The 13,980-nt window shown below is 63.1% G+C and carries 14 protein-coding genes; 5 read left to right on the top strand and 9 right to left on the bottom strand.

The features are described 5' to 3' along the window. Positions 1-61: 61 nt before the first annotated feature. The 8 genes from QYL91_RS01830 to ahaH form a co-directional block, all read right to left on the bottom strand. Positions 62-1,471: an ATP synthase subunit B gene (locus tag QYL91_RS01830; RefSeq protein WP_302081680.1), complete on the bottom strand. Its 1,410-nt coding sequence runs from the start codon at positions 1,469-1,471 to the stop codon at positions 62-64. Between the two features lie 2 nt (positions 1,472-1,473). Further along, positions 1,474-3,240: an ATP synthase subunit A gene (locus QYL91_RS01835; protein ID WP_302081681.1), complete on the bottom strand. Its 1,767-nt coding sequence runs from the start codon at positions 3,238-3,240 to the stop codon at positions 1,474-1,476. Next, entirely contained in the window at positions 3,241-3,564 is a 324-nt protein-coding gene (locus QYL91_RS01840; protein ID WP_302081682.1) for a V-type ATP synthase subunit F, read from the bottom strand. After that, positions 3,561-4,634, bottom strand: a complete 1,074-nt coding sequence (locus tag QYL91_RS01845) for a V-type ATP synthase subunit C (RefSeq protein WP_302081683.1) — start codon at positions 4,632-4,634, stop codon at positions 3,561-3,563. The genes QYL91_RS01840 and QYL91_RS01845 overlap by 4 nt, the downstream gene beginning before the upstream one ends. Further along, positions 4,631-5,212 carry a V-type ATP synthase subunit E gene (locus tag QYL91_RS01850; protein WP_302081684.1) on the bottom strand — a complete coding sequence of 194 codons (582 nt, stop codon included), beginning with the start codon at positions 5,210-5,212 and terminating at the stop codon, positions 4,631-4,633. The genes QYL91_RS01845 and QYL91_RS01850 overlap by 4 nt, the downstream gene beginning before the upstream one ends. Positions 5,213-5,237: 25 nt before the next feature. Further along, the gene (locus QYL91_RS01855; RefSeq protein WP_302081685.1) at positions 5,238-5,510 is read right to left on the bottom strand and encodes a hypothetical protein; all 273 of its coding nucleotides are present in this window, start codon (positions 5,508-5,510) and stop codon (positions 5,238-5,240) included. 255 nt (positions 5,511-5,765) lie between these two features. Continuing rightward, on the bottom strand, positions 5,766-8,078 hold the full coding sequence (locus QYL91_RS01860) for a V-type ATP synthase subunit I (RefSeq protein WP_302081686.1): 2,313 nt from the start codon (positions 8,076-8,078) through the stop codon (positions 5,766-5,768). Beyond that, positions 8,065-8,397, bottom strand: a complete 333-nt coding sequence (gene ahaH / locus QYL91_RS01865; RefSeq protein WP_302081687.1) for an ATP synthase archaeal subunit H — start codon at positions 8,395-8,397, stop codon at positions 8,065-8,067. The genes QYL91_RS01860 and ahaH overlap by 14 nt, the downstream gene beginning before the upstream one ends. 167 nt (positions 8,398-8,564) lie before the next feature. Between ahaH and QYL91_RS01870 the strand changes: the two genes are divergently transcribed. Then, positions 8,565-9,188, top strand: a complete 624-nt coding sequence (locus tag QYL91_RS01870) for a methyltransferase domain-containing protein (RefSeq protein ID WP_302081688.1) — start codon at positions 8,565-8,567, stop codon at positions 9,186-9,188. A 17-nt stretch (positions 9,189-9,205) separates the two neighbouring features. Here the strand turns inward: QYL91_RS01870 and QYL91_RS01875 are convergent, their stop codons facing one another. Next, positions 9,206-10,474, bottom strand: coding sequence for a DUF7094 domain-containing protein (locus QYL91_RS01875; protein ID WP_302081689.1), 1,269 nt, complete (start codon positions 10,472-10,474; stop codon positions 9,206-9,208). A 153-nt stretch (positions 10,475-10,627) separates the two neighbouring features. On the opposite strand from QYL91_RS01875, the gene QYL91_RS01880 reads away from it, so the two are divergent. From QYL91_RS01880 to QYL91_RS01895, 4 genes are all read left to right on the top strand, one after another. Further along, positions 10,628-11,758, top strand: coding sequence for a helix-turn-helix transcriptional regulator (locus QYL91_RS01880; RefSeq protein ID WP_302081690.1), 1,131 nt, complete (start codon positions 10,628-10,630; stop codon positions 11,756-11,758). An 81-nt stretch (positions 11,759-11,839) separates the two neighbouring features. After that, positions 11,840-12,619 (top strand): electron transfer flavoprotein subunit beta/FixA family protein, encoded by a 780-nt coding sequence (locus tag QYL91_RS01885; protein ID WP_302081691.1) that lies wholly within the window; start codon positions 11,840-11,842, stop codon positions 12,617-12,619. Continuing rightward, positions 12,616-13,569, top strand: a complete 954-nt coding sequence (locus QYL91_RS01890; RefSeq protein ID WP_302081692.1) for an electron transfer flavoprotein subunit alpha/FixB family protein — start codon at positions 12,616-12,618, stop codon at positions 13,567-13,569. Before QYL91_RS01885 ends, QYL91_RS01890 begins: the two co-directional genes overlap by 4 nt. A gap of 255 nt (positions 13,570-13,824) precedes the next feature. Beyond that, positions 13,825-13,971, top strand: a complete 147-nt coding sequence (locus tag QYL91_RS01895; RefSeq protein ID WP_302081693.1) for a hypothetical protein — start codon at positions 13,825-13,827, stop codon at positions 13,969-13,971. Positions 13,972-13,980: the final 9 nt, after the last annotated feature.

The following is a 13,980-nucleotide window of genomic DNA, read 5'->3' on the forward strand; positions in this document are numbered from 1 at the left end:
GCCGATATCGCACCACAGCGGCTGGACGACGTGTCAAAAGAAACGGAAAATACCGGCCGAGTTAGGCGTTGGCTTCGACGGCTTCCTCGTCTTCGTCGTAGTACTTCTCGATGTTCTCCTCGTCGACGCGGTTGAGTTCGTCTTTCGGCAGCGTCGAGAGCAGTTCCCAGCCAATCGACAGGGTCTCCTCGATGGAGCGGTTGGTGTCGTAGCCCTGCTGGACGAACTCCTCTTCGAAGCGGTCCGCGAAGTCGAGGTACTTGTTGTCACGCTCGGAGAGCGCTTCGCGACCGACGATGTTCACGAGGTCGCGCAGGTCCTCACCCTCGGCGTAGGCGGCGTAAATCTGGTCGGAGACGCCACCGTGGTCGCCACGGGTCAGGCCCTCGCCGATACCGTCGTCCATCAGCCGCGAGAGGCTCGGCAGGACGTTGACCGGAGGCTGGACGCCCTGGCTGTTGAGGTCACGGTCGACCATAATCTGGCCTTCCGTGATGTAGCCGGTCAGGTCCGGAATCGGGTGTGTGATGTCGTCGCTGGGCATCGTCAGGATGGGAATCTGGGTAACAGACCCCTCCTCGCCCTTGATACGGCCGGCCCGCTCGTACAGCGACGCGAGGTCGGTGTACATGTATCCGGGGTAGCCACGACGGCCCGGGACCTCCTCACGCGCGGCACCGATTTCGCGCAGGGCCTCACAGTAGTTGGTCATGTCCGTCAGGATGACCAGGACGTGATAGCCCTTGTCGAAGGCCAGGTACTCGGCGGTGGTCAGCGCCAGCCGCGGCGTGACCGTCCGCTCGACTGCCGGGTCGTCTGCGAGGTTCATGAAGACGACGGAGCGTTCGAGTGCGCCGGTGCGCTCGAAGTCGTCCATGAACTCGTTTGCCTCTTCGGCGGTGATTCCCATCGCGCCGAAGATGACTGCGAACTCGCTTTCCTCGCCCTCGCCTTCTGCTTCCTCCGGCACGGTCGCCTGGCGTGCAATCTGGAGTGCGAGGTCGTTGTGCGGAAGACCAGAACCCGAGAAAATCGGGAGTTTCTGGCCACGAACCAGCGTGTTCATGCCGTCGATGGCCGACACACCGGTCTGGATGAACTCCTCGGGGTACTCCCGGGAGTAGGGGTTGATTGCCTCACCGACGATGTCCCGACGCTCGTCGGGCACAATGTCCGGGCCGCCGTCGATGGGGTTCCCGGAACCGTCGAGGACGCGACCGAGGAGGTCCTCGGTCACGGGCATCTTCATGGTCTCGCCGAGGAAACGCACCGACGAGTTGCGGTCGATGCCGCCAGTTCCCTCGAAGGTCTGGATGGCGACCGTCCCACTCGAGGAGTCGAGCACCTGTCCACGGCGGACTTCGCCCTCGACAGTCTCGATTTCGACAATCTCGTCGTAGCCGACCGGCTCGTCGACCTCTGCGAAGACCAGCGGTCCGCTGATTTCCGTGATGGTTTGGTATTCTTTCATTGTTAGTAGAGTGCGCGGAGCTGTTCTGTGATGTCCGCTTCGAGGTCTTCGACGAACGCCTCGGCCTCGTCGTCCGGCGTGGTGCCGATACGGTTCAGGCGCGGGAGCGCGTCGATGTCGGTAATCTCTTCGACCGGGACGCCGGCGTCCAGCGCGTCGAAGGCCTCATCGTTGAACGTCTTGATAGCACCGAGAATCTCGTAGGTCTTCTCGGGCGGACAGTACCGGTCGACGTCGTGCAGGGCGTTTTGCTGGAGCCACGCCTCCTTGAGGAAGCGGGCGACTTCCAGCGTGAGCTGCTGGTCTTCCGGCAGCGCGTCCTTGCCGACGAGCTGGACAATCTCCTGCAGTTCACCCTCTTCGTCGAGGACGTCGATAGCCCACTGGCGCTGTTCGGGCCAGTCGTCGGCGACGTTCTCGGTGAACCACGGGTCGAGTTGCTCCCGGTACAGGGAGTAGGACTCGTCCCAGTTGATAGCCGGGAAGTGGCGCCGTTCGGCGAGGTCCGCGTCCAGTGCCCAGAAGGTCTTGACGATACGCAGAGTGTTCTGGGTCACCGGCTCGGAGAAGTCCCCGCCCGGCGGCGAGACAGCACCGATGACACTCACGGAGCCCTCGGTACCGTTGATGTTCTCGAAGTAGCCGGCCCGCTCGTAGAACTCGCTGAGGCGGGCGGCCAGGTAGGCCGGGTACCCCTCCTCACCGGGCATCTCTTCGAGCCGGGAGGAGATTTCACGCATGGCCTCTGCCCACCGGGAGGTGGAGTCGGCCATCAGCGCGACGTCGTAGCCCATGTCACGGTAGAACTCCGCGATGGTGATTCCCGTGTACACGCAGGATTCGCGTGCTGCGACAGGCATGTTCGACGTGTTGGCGATGAGGCAAGTCCGGGCCATCAGCGCGTTCCCGGTCTGTGGGTCCGGCAGCTCCGGGAAGTCGTCGATGACCTCGGTCATCTCGTTGCCACGCTCGCCACAGCCGATGTAGACGACGATGTCCGCGTCTGCGAACTTCGCCAGGGACTGCTGGGCGACGGTCTTGCCCGACCCAAAGGGACCGGGAATGGCGGCCGTCCCACCCTTCGCGAGCGGGAACAGGCCGTCGAGGATGCGCTGCCCGGAGGTGAGCGGTTCCGTCGGCGTCTCCTTGTCGACGGTCGGACGGGCCTCACGGACCGGCCACTCCTGGCGCATCTGAATCTCTTCGCCGTTGTCGAGTTCGACGACCGGCTCCTCAACGGTGAAGTTGCCCGACTCGATGGCGACGACTTCGCCACCCTCGTAGTCCGGCGGAACCATCACCTTGTGGTCGATACTCGGCGTTTCGGGGACGATGCCGACGATGTCGCCGGCTTCGACCTCGTCACCTTCCTCGACTTCGGGGGTGAACTCCCACGTCTTCTCCAGGTCGATACCCGGTGCGTCGACACCACGGTCGAGGAACGCAGAGCCCATCTTCTCTTCGAGGACGTCGAGGGGGCGCTGGACGCCGTCGTAGATGGAGTCCAGCATGCCCGGCCCGAGGTCCACGGAGAGGGGTGCGCCCGTCGATTCGACGGGTTCGCCCGGGGAAACGCCGGAAGTCTCCTCGTACACCTGAATTGTGGTCAGGTTCCCTTCGATTTCGATAACTTCGCCCATCAGGCCCTCGTGACCGACGTAGACAACGTCGTTCATCCGCGCGTCGAGATCCTTCGCAGTCACGACGGGGCCACTTACGCTTTCGATGACGCCGTCTTCACGGACGTCAGACTCTGTTGCTTGACTCATTTAATCTTCCTCCATCAGGTCGATTCCGATGGCTCGTTTGATCTGCTCTCGCAGGCCGCTGCTTCCCGCGCCGCCGCCCAGTGCCACCAGCACCGGCTCGACGCTCGTCTCGACGTCCTGGCGGACACCCCGCGAGAGGTGGTCCAGGTCGTCGTCGTGCATCACGACGATACCGACATCGTCGTTTGCCAGTATCTCCTCGACTGCGTCGTCGAGTTCGTCGTCTTTCTGGTCGTCCGGAATCTCGGCGAACTCGCGGACGCCGGCGAGTCTGAACCCGGTGGTGAAATCCGGAGACCCGATAACCGCGATTTCCTGACTCATAGCATCACCAGTTCCTGTTCGATTTCGTCCGGTCCGAGTCCGGCCTCGCGTCCGCGTGCGATGGCGCGGATGTTGTCGACCTCGCGCTCCTTGGCGAGGACATACGAGAGGACCGAACAGACCGACATCGGATACCGGTTTGCCAGCCGGTCTGCGTACTCGAGCAGCGCCGAATCGAGTGCGTGCTCGAACTCGATGAGGGCGTCTGCTTCGGCCAGCTGGTTGAGCGCGTCGTCCAGTTCCTCACCGTACGTGCTCTGGCGGATGTGCTCGACAAGCTGGTCGAGGTTGCCGACGAGCTGGTTCATCTCCGCGGCGTCGAACAGCCGCCCGCCGGTGATGAAGTACTCCGCCGGGTCGATGTCCGCGCCACTCCGGGCGATTCGGAGTGCGTTCCGGAGGTTCCGGAAGTCGACTTCGCCACGGAGAAACTCCAGGTAGAGGCCGGTCGGCGAGTCGTTCTCGACGTTGTCCGGCATCCCCGACAGCAGCGTCTCGTAGAACGCCCGGTCGGCTGCGTTCTCCAGTGCGACCAGCGTGCCGCTGTCTTCGTAGTCTTCCATTGCCGCCGTGAGTTCGTCTTCGAACATCGTGCCCGACAGCACTTCGACGGCTTCGTCGACCGACTCGGCTGCCAGCAACTGTTCGACCTGATTGTCGGAGAACTCACCGGCACGGATGAGGTCGTCTTCGATGTCCTCGCGGTCGGCACCGGAGTAGAGACCGCGGATGACCGTCTTGACGTTCCACGCGTCGAACTTCCGGAGGTATCGTGCGACGAGGTCGTACAACCGACCATCACACCACTCCAGCAAGTCGTCGAAGTGCTTCGCCAGGTTCCGGTTGAGCGCGTACTCGACGAGGTCGACACCCGAGTGGCGAGAGCCGAGCGCGTTCATCTCGGTCTCGTACTCGGTCTCTTCCATGAAGCGAGCAATCTCGCTTGTCCCCATGCGGACGAGCTTCCGGTAGTCGTCGTCGCCAAAGAGCGACGCGCGACGTGACCGGACACGAGCGATAACGTACTCGTAGTTGCTTGCGCCCTGGTTCTGGTCGGTAAGCGTGTTCATTGGTCTTCGAACAGCCGTTCGCTGATTTCGCGGAGGTTGTCCTCCCACACCTCGTCCAGCACGGAGTCGAAGGTGTTTTTGACGCGAACTCTGGATTCCTCGCTCTCTGCGACGACGCCACCGAGGCAGTCGTACGCGTCGGCGTACTCGAAGCCATCGTAGTCCTCGAGAATCGACTCCAGCAACTCCTCGTCGTCGGCACGACCGTAGACGAGCACCGTTGCGTCGTCGTCGAACTCCGTCGCGGCGGCATCGAGCAACGCCCGGGTCAGCTCTTCGCGGCCGTCGTCGAGTTCCGCAATCGCCGTCTCGACCTGTGTGCGGACATCCTGGAGGATGTCACGCCGTGCTTCCAGACGGTCCTGTTTTGCCTCCAGGTTCGCACTGGAGAGTTTCTGTTCGCGCTCCTGCTCGATCTGGCGCTTTACTTCCTGTTCGCGCTCTTCGCGAATCTGCTCTGCGTCGGCGTTTGCCTCCGCGAGTATCTCTTCGGCCTCCGAATCGGCCTCGGCGCGTATCTCCTCCGCACGCGCGCGCGCTTCGTCTCGGATGTCCTCTACGACTGTATCGAGGCTCATGAATGATATACGAGAAAGGGGGCGCTTACAGCGTGAGGAACACGACGACCAGTGCCAGGATGACAAGCGTCTCCGGAAGGACCGTAAGAATCAGGCCACGACCGAACATGTCACCGTCCTCCGCTGTTGCTCCGACTGCTGCCGAACCGATACCACGCTCTGCGTAGCCAGCACCGAGTGCGGCCAGCCCGACTGCCAGTGCGGCTGCAGCCGTCGCGGGGATTGCGGGTGCTGCGGAGACTGCTCCTTCAGTTGCGTTAGCCAGTACGACGCTCAACGTAGTTGCGAGTGCACTCATAATTTTGTAGTCCTCAGGTTCTGGTTTCGAACAGGCGTATGTCGCCCCACCATAGTCATAAAACTTCCCAAACTGCTTCATCAGATGGCGTTTCAGACGGTTTAGCGGCCCTCTCGGAGGCGTATGACAACTGATACCAGATTCCACCCAGATGACCGTGCGTTGTCACTACTCGCGTGAGAAAATGTGGACAACAGGCAACCCCGTCTCGACCCGAAGAGAGAACTTCGAAGCAGAAAACCTCCCAGAAGAGGCTCAGTCGCTCGTGTACTCGCGGTCGTGTCCGAAGGGCAGGTAGGCCTTGCCACCGCCCTCGTAGAACTTCCCGAAGAACTCGACGTACTCCAGGCGCACTGCCTGCAGGCCGGCCGAGGTAATCCCCAGGATGAGCACCAGCAGGTGTCCGAGCACGAGGACGAGCACACCAGCGATGACACCGCCGATAAGCGCCGCCGCACCCTCGCCGTTGACGAGGCCGCTGAAGACGACGTATTCGGGGTTGGGCGCGCTGTCCATGAAGAAGATGAAGTGGAACTCACCGTCGTGCAAGGTTGCGCCGAACACGAGCAGGTTCACGGCCAGTGCCATGCCGGCCTTCGCCAACAGGACCGCCGCAATCCGTGTGTAGGAGATGACGTGTCCGAACGTCTCGGTGATGGACTCGATGAGTCCGATACCACCCTCGGCGTAGACAATCAGTCCCAGCCCGAGGAAGGTCCCGAGCAGTGCGGGGTCGACGATGAGGTCGAACCCACCAAGCGGGATGGTGAACAGGCCGACGCGCTCGAACCCGTTAAAGCCAAGCGGGAGCGCGACGTGTTCGATGAGCTCGCCGGTCACCGGGTTGTTCGCGCCTTCGGTTGCGAACACCTCCCACATGAAATCCGGCTTTGCGGCCGTTGCGGTTCGGGTAAAGACCCACACCCACAGGCTGACCGTCATCAGAATCCACGAGCCACTCTCGAGGAGTGCGGTCCCGACGCCGTGGTGAAGGTTGTTGACGAAGTCGAAGAGCCGTCCGATGACCAGATGAAGGATACCGGCCATCGCACTCACCAGCAGCCACGCGTAGGCGTAGTAGACGTAGTACGGCTGGAGTCCCTTGTGAATCGGCGGGCCGGACATTCCGAGTCCGTTCTCCCAGACGATGACGCCCAACTGGTGGAGTCCGAAGATTTCGCCGTAGAGGACACCGAAGATTGCGGTAAAGGCACCGGCCCAGATGCCGACGCCACCGAGACTCTTCACAATATCGCTGTCGAAGGACTGGACCATCCAGTATCCAAGACCCATATAGAGGAGCCCGTATCCCAGGTCTCCAATCATGAAGCCAAAGAAGGCCGGGAACGTCAGAAAGAGGATGAGCGTCGGGTCAAGTTCCGAGTACTTCGGTCGGTTGATGACCTCGACGAGTGCCTCGAAGGGTTTGACCGGGCCGGAGTTGTCCTGGATGACCGGCGGACTGTCCGAGCCCATGGTGACCGTGCCACCGTCGGAGCGTGGCTTCGACGAGACTCGCGAACCGCTGGTTCGCTCACCACCGTCCGCGGCAACCTCGTCGTCGCCGCCGTCCGCGGCGGTCGGCTGTCCACCGGGGTCGCCACCCTGGTCGACCTCACTGTGGTCGACGACGTGGCCGTCGTCGTCGTACTCGGCCTGTTCGAGTTCCGAAATCTCGATGTGGTCGCCGACCGCATCGTAGAGTTTGCTCTCGAACTCCGGGACCTTCTCCGAGGGAATCCACCCCTCCGCGACGAAGGCGTTGTCCGTCGTCGCGTAGGTGAGGGGTGCTTCGCGTTTCTGGACCTCGATTGTGAGTTCCTCTTCGGCCGCGAGCAAGAATCCACCCACGTCGAGGCGCATCTCCTCGAGTTCCGTCTCGACCGTCGAGAGCTTCGACTCGAGTTGCTGTTTCCGATGGCGCAGTTCGCCGAGATACTCCGACGGGTCGCCGTCGCCCTCGGGAACGTCGAGTGCGGTAAACGTCGCGTTGACGAGAGCATCCTGCAACGTCCCCTCGTCGGTGCGTGCGAAGACGGCGACGGTGTCGCCCTCGGCGAAAACCTCGTAGGTGCCGACGTCGCTGTCAGCAAGCGCCGTTCGGGCGGTCTCCGGGTCGCCCTCGCCGACGCGGACCGCAAGCGAGTCGTAGCCCCGAAGCAGGTCGAGGTCGATACCGAGCTCGACGAACGGCTCCATCGTGTTTATCTGTTCTTCGACAGCGCGGAGCTCGCCACGGAGGTCGTCGCGGCGGTCGTCGAGGTCGTTGACCTCCTGGCGAATCTCCTCGAGTTGGTCCTCGAGTGCCTCGCCGGTGACAATCTGGTTGCTCGGGCCGGCGTCGTCTTCGGTGACCCCGAGTGTCGACTTCAGCGCGCGAACGGTGACGAGCTTCGCGGAGGCTTCGTCTGCGCCCTCCTGTGGGTCACCGGGCTCGAAGCCGTCCCACGAACCGTCGTACTCCGTGACGTGGAGCAGTCGAAGGCCGTGCACCGTCTCGATGACATCGTCGATGACGCGTTTGGACCCGGTCACCGAGACGCGGCTCATCCGTTCAGGTCTGAGCATGTACCGCCTCCTCGAACAGGTCTATCACGTAGTCAGTCACGTCGTCGACGCGTTCCTCGGCGGCCGATTCGAGGCTCTCGCGCTCTTCACGGCCCTCTTCGAGGATTTGCTCACGGTCCTCCTCGATGTCGGCCTGGGCGTCGTCGAGACGCTCGGCGGCAGCCGCCTCGGCCTCTTCTCTGGCCTCCGCGCGAATCTGGTCGGCCTCCTCGCGGGCCTCCTGAATTCGCTCTTCCGCCTCGTCTTCGGCTTCGGCGACGATTTCCTCGGCCTCGCGCTCGGCGTCCTTGATGCGCTCGAGTACCTGTGTCTCTGGCATTCCTCAATCGTCCGGATGTACCACGAACGCCTATTTCATAGTTGCGAAGCCTCCTCGTGCGTGTGGGCACATCACGCGCCCCCACAGAGGCAGACGACTCGTCGGCGTCGGGGTCTCTGTGGGGGAAATCCGGGGTATTATCACGATGAGGCCCCAACCTCGAGTCGATGGGCGTCCTCGAAAACAAGTCACGTGCCCGGACGTTCTACAAGTACCTCTCGAAGGTCTACGACCGCATCAACCCCTTCATCTGGAACGAGCAGATGCGCGACGAGGCCATCGGGATGCTCGACATCGGGCCCGACGACATGGTGTTAGACGTGGGCTGTGGCACCGGCTTCGCGACCGAAGGGCTGTTGACCGAAGTAGACACTGTCTACGGCCTCGACCAGAGTGCCCACCAGCTCGAGAAAGCCTACGCGAAGTTCGGCAGTCGCGGCCCGGTGCGCTTTCACCGCGGCGACGCCGAACGGCTCCCCTTCGCCGACGACACCTTCGACGTCGTGTGGTCGTCGGGCTCTATCGAGTACTGGCCAAACCCCGTCACCGCGCTCAGAGAACTCCGCCGCGTGACGAAACCCGGCGGCCAGGTCCTCGTGGTCGGCCCCGACTACCCCAAAAACAGCGTCTTCCAGAAGATGGCCGACGCCATCATGCTGTTCTACGACGAGGAGGAAGCCGACCGGATGTTCGCCGACGCCGGCTTTACTGACTTCGAACACCACATCCAGCAGGCCCGACCCGGCAGCCCCCGCGCAATCACCACGATTGCACAGGTCGGCGACGAGTAGCGATTACGGCAGTGCCGTCAGGAGGGCCGCACGAATCGGGTGGGTGCAAGCGTCACTTCGGTCCCAGTTTCGTCGACAGCCGTCAGCTCGAACGTCCCGGTGGGCCGCACGGTCCACAGGATGCCGTCTGAACCGGTGGTCCCGACGGGCTGGCCGTCGATCAGCACCGTCCCGTTCTGTGAACCGCCGTCCGGCGAAGACAGTTGCACTCGCATCGGCCCGGTGACAGTCGTGGTAGTGACCGTCAGATTGAGTGTGTCGGTCTCGTTTTGGACAGTCCTGTAGACCGGCACCTCCGTCGGGTCGAGCGTCTGTACCTCGTGGAAGGCGTTGGTCGTCGAGCCGCTGAGATACGAGGAGAGGCTCCCCTGTGGGTGGTCCGCCTGGATGCGGTAGATACTGGTCGACGGACCGGCCGACTCGACGCGCCGCGAGAACTGCTGGTCGTTCGAGTACGCCCACGGGTACAGGTCGGTGGTTCGGTCGACGACCTGCACGATTGCCTGCTGGTCGCCGGTCTCGAACTGGTCTGGAGCGTCCGGCTGGTGCTCGCCCAGCAGTGTCGCCTGCCGCCGGAACGTCTGTCCGTCCACGGTCGCGAGGACGAGCGCGTCGCCAGCACCCTGCGTGTAGACGACCAGCGGGTCACCGGTCCCGACAGCCGCCGCCCGTATCCGGTCACTGAGCGGAGACGGGAGCGTGACGACGCCAGTCTGGAGCGACGCCAGTCGCGTATCGAGCAACGGCGGCAGCGAGCTACCGAGTTCGGTCTCTGCAGTTGTCTGGAGGGCACCGACGAGCGCGCGATGCTGTGTCGCCTGAACCTCCAGACGAACGAGCCCGCGGAGGAACTGCTGGCGGGAGAGCGACCCGTCGCTGTACGCCCGGTAGAGCGACTCGTGAGCGGTATCGAGACGGCTCCGCTCCGCTTCGGCATCGGAGACAGCCTGCTCGACGACGGCGCGTTGGCCGTCGGTGTCAGGTTGCGACGCCAGTCGTCGTTCGAGTGTGACAGCGCGGTGCTCCCCCTCTAGCCGAGTCGCACTGGCAGCGACAGCACTTCCCACGTCGACGTCGGCGCGAACGTACGCCTGGCGCTCGGCGTCGTCGTTGGGGAACAGGTAGTTCGTCGTGTTGGGGACGTCGGCGACGCGCGACGGCTGCTCGTCTGTGATGCTCGGGGAGGAGTCCTCGACGACGACCGGCGGGGCCTGTCCAGCAGCGCCGACGCTGAGAACGGCGAGGGCAAGGGCGACGAGGGCAATCAGCAGCGGCGTCCGTGACATCTATCAGCGTTGTACCAACCGGGCATACAAAAATCAGTCCCTTCTCCACCCGGCGTATGAATGTCTGAGCGGCGCCGAGACGGTTTACGAGCGGATTTAACGTTTTATAACCGGATGGAAAGGGTTTTGCCGTCAGGCGAAACACACGATGGTATGGTCTCGGGGCCACGAGTCGTCTTGCTTTTCGGCCTCGTAGTGTTGGGTGTAGTCGCCACCGCACCCGGATTGGCCGCGACTGGACCGACGGACACAGCCCAGGTCGACGGAGAGACAGCGGTAACACAGACGATGACCGTCGACCTCAGGCAGAACGGTGACGCCCGGTGGACGATAACGAAAACGTTCGACCTCACCTCCGAGGACGAAACGGAAGCCTTCGGCGAGGTCGCGCGTGAATTCGAGGAAGGGCGGACTGACGACCTCGGGTTGCGGAGCTTCGAGCGTGCGAGCCAGCAGGCAAGCGACGCGACGGACCGGGACATGTCGATCAGAAACGTCACGCGCAGCAGTTCGCGGACGGGAACGGCGACAAACGGCACCGGCGAGCTCTCGATTTCGTTCACCTGGACGAACTTCGGACGAATCGAGGGCGAGAACCTCTACATCGACGACGTATTTGCCACGGGTTGGCTCGGCGGCCTCTCGGCGAACCAGCAGCTCATCATCCGCCCGCCACAGGGGTATCAGTTCTTCGACGCGTCAGTGTCTGTGACACTCCGGAACGGGACGATACAGTGGACCGGTCCACGGGATTTCACCGGCTCGACACTCAGTGCGACGTTCGAACAGACCGGGAACTTCGGTCCGGGGAACCCAGACGGGCCCGGTGGTGATTCGCTGCTCTGGATTGGTCTCGTGGCGCTGGGGCTCGGTGCCGTCGTCGTCTACTTGCTCCGGGACAGCGACGTACTCGACAGGCTGGATGACACCAGCGAGCCGGACACGCCGGCGACGGAGCGTTCTGTCGACAGCCAGACAGAGCCCGTCGGTTCGGCGGACGACAACACTACAACAGCAGCCGCCACCGGAATGGAAGATAGCGGCGACGAGACAGGTATCGACGAGGAGTTGCTCAGCGACGAGGAACGCGTCGAGCGCCTGCTCGAAGAGAACGGCGGGCGGATGAAGCAGGCAAACATCGTCAAGGAGACCAACTGGTCGAACGCGAAGGTCTCACAGTTGCTCTCTTCGATGGAAGAGGACGGCGAGATAGACAAACTCCGCATCGGCCGGGAGAATCTCATTTCGTTCCCCGACGAAGACGTCGCCGACCCAGAGGAGTAAGACCGCCGGACGGAGAAACAGCTGGCCGGTTGTCTTGCTCCTGAAAACGTTTATCGGGAGTGGGGTCGCATACCAGACTGTATGAAGATTCTCGTTACGGTCTCGGAGGCCGTCGACGTAGACGACGACTTCGAAATCGCGGAGACAGCTATCGACGAACGGTATCTCACGTACGATTTGAACGAGTGGGACAACTACGCCATCGAAGAGGCTGTTCAGATTAGCGAAGCGAACGACGACGTCGAAGTCGTCACGGTCACCGTTGGTCCCGAGCGGACAGAAGAGGTCATTCGACAGGCCCTCGCGAAAGGCGCAGACCGCGCGGTGCGCGTCTGGGACGACGCACTCGCGGACGCGACGGTACTAGACCCGGGTACGAAAGCGGAGCTCATCGCCGCCGTGGCACGCGAAGAAGAGCCGGACCTCGTGTTGACCGGCGTTCAGTCCGCCGACTACTCGTTCGGTGCGACCGGCGTCACGCTCGCCTCGGAACTGGACTACGCGTGGGCCGCCGTCGTCAACGAACTCGAACTCGATGGCGACACCGCCAGCGTCCATCGCGAACTGGAGGGTGGCATCGAGGAGCTGACCGACGTGGAACTGCCCGCCGTGTTGACCATCCAGACCGGTATCAACGACCCCCGCTATGCCAGCCTCCGCGGGATTCGACAGGCACAGAGCAAGCCACTCGACGTCGAGACGCTCGCCGACGTGGGCGTCGACGTCGGAGAACTCCCGCTGGCGCTCTCGTCGCTGTACGAGCCCGAGACAGAGGGCGAGGCCACGCTGTTCGAGGGCAGCGCCGAGGACACGGCCGGAGAACTGGCTGAACTGCTCACAGAGAAGGGGGTGGACGCATGAGCGTCCTCGCCGTCGCCGAGCACCGACGCGGCGAACTCCGCGACGTGAGCTACGAACTGCTGACAGTCGGCCGCCAGCTCGCCGACGTGACCGACGGCGACCTCCACGTCGCGGTCGTCAGCGGCGACGTCGACACCTACGCCGACCAGCTGGACCGCGACGGTGTCGACGCGATTCACACCGTCGACCACGGCGAGGAGTTCAACCACGACGTGTACGTCCAGGCCGTCGAGCAACTGGCCGACAGCGTCGACCCGACGTACGTCCTCGCGCCCAACTCGGTCAACGGTCTCGACTACGTGCCCGCACTCGCCGAACGACTCGACTATCCGCTGGTGACCGACGCCGTCGGACTCGACACCGAGGACGGACTGACGGTCACCCGGGAACTCTACGGTGGCAAAGCGGAGGGAACAATCGAAGTCGACGGCGACCGCGCAGTCATCACCATCCGTGGCGGCGAGTGGCCCGCCGCCGAGGGCACCGGTGAGCCCGAGGTTTCCGCGTTCGACGCCGCCATCGACGAGAGTGCAATCCGCTCGACTGTCTCCGGCTTCCAGGAGGTCGGCGCAGGCGACGTCGACATCACCGACGCCGACGTGCTCGTCTCCGTCGGTCGGGGTATCGACGAAGAGGAGAACCTCGATATCATCCACGACCTGGCCGACGCGCTGGGTGCGACCGTCTCCGCGTCCCGGCCGATTGTCGACAACGACTGGCTGCCCAAGGACAGACAAGTCGGCCAGTCCGGCAAGGTCGTCTCGCCGGACGTCTACATCGCCATCGGTATCTCCGGGGCTGTCCAGCACGTCTCCGGGATGAAAGGCTCCGAGACGATTATCGCAATCAACGACGACCCCTCCGCGCCCATCTTCGACATCGCCGACTACGGTATCGTCGACGACCTCTTCGATGTGGTTCCGGCACTGACCGAAGAGTTCAGCGGGTAGCGCCTGGCGGCGTTGCCGGCAGTTTACTCGACGCGAACGGAGTGAGCGTCGAGCCTTTTTGGCCCAGCTTTTTCAAGGAGTGGTTCGCGTGGAGCGCGAACCCGACGCAGAAAAAGGTGGTACTGGTATCGTCGACGACCGCTTCGATGTGGTTCCGGCACTAACCGAGGAGTTCAGCAGATAACAGGAGTTCCCAGAATTTAGCAGGTACCACGGGTCCCCAGAACTATCACCGTCGCGCCCGTCCACAGTCGCATGCGCGAGGAATCGGAAATCCGCGAGCAATACGAGTTTCTGCAAGACGAACTCGACTCCGAGGAGATGAACCACGAAAGCGTTCGGCAAATGTTCACGTACTACAAGCGAGCGCTCGGCTGGGTCCTCGAAGAAGAGCACATGTAAAACGTCCCA

This window comes from Salinibaculum rarum, assembly GCF_030505615.1.
Classification (GTDB): Archaea; Halobacteriota; Halobacteria; order Halobacteriales; family Haloarculaceae; genus Salinibaculum; species Salinibaculum rarum.